At 57.6% G+C, this 745-nt stretch carries 1 protein-coding gene; it reads right to left on the reverse strand.

Annotated features, from left to right (window positions below; translation table 11 throughout):
- Positions 1-363, reverse strand: a 363-nt coding sequence (locus AC1DT3_RS23180; RefSeq protein ID WP_477467505.1) for an ABC transporter permease family protein, incomplete at its 3' end; no start/stop codon positions are given.
- Positions 364-745: the final 382 nt, after the last annotated feature.

The raw sequence follows: 745 nt of genomic DNA on the forward strand, positions 1-745 counted from the left end.
CAGTGCAGCAGTGACGCCGAGCGTCCCGCCGACGAGGATCGCCAGCAACATCGCGAGGCCGCCGAGAGTCATGGAAACCGGAAGGCCGCGGGCGAAAAGTTCGGCGACGGTAAAGTCGCGCAGAATGAAGGACGGTCCGAAATCTCCGCGCAATACCGACGTCAAGTAGAGCCAGTATTGCTCGATGAGCGGCCGATCGAGTTTGTAGATGCGGTTCAAATTCTCCATCACCTTCGCTTCGAGCGGTCGTTCGAGATCGAACGGCCCGCCGGGCGCCAGGCGTATGAGAAAGAACGAGATCGTGACGATCAGCAAAAGTGTGGGAATGGCCGACAGAAATCGGCGCAGGATATAAGAGAGCAAGTGGATACCTCCGTTGCTCCGGCGCTCGATCCGCCGATGCCAACGTGATGCGGCGAAAGACCGGGCGCGTTCTTTGATGGGCGAATGACCGAAAGCCGAAGTGGCTTCGTCCCTACGATCACACGTCGACACATTGAACTAGGGCAGAATGGAACTTGAGCAGAATGGTCCGCCGAAACATTCGAGTTTCGCCGGATCACGCTCAAGACGCGAAGGAAAAAGGGTGACCCGCTTTCGCGGACCACCCTTCGTTCGGTCTTATTGCTCTTTCGACAAGAAACGGCTCGGATAGACGCCGCGCGTGTTCTGGACGAAGCCCTTGATCTTCGGCGAGATCAGGTTGCTCTTGCCGTAGTACATGATCGGGATCCAAGGCATGTCC

It is taken from the genome of Microvirga sp. P4_G7, from assembly GCF_056401005.1.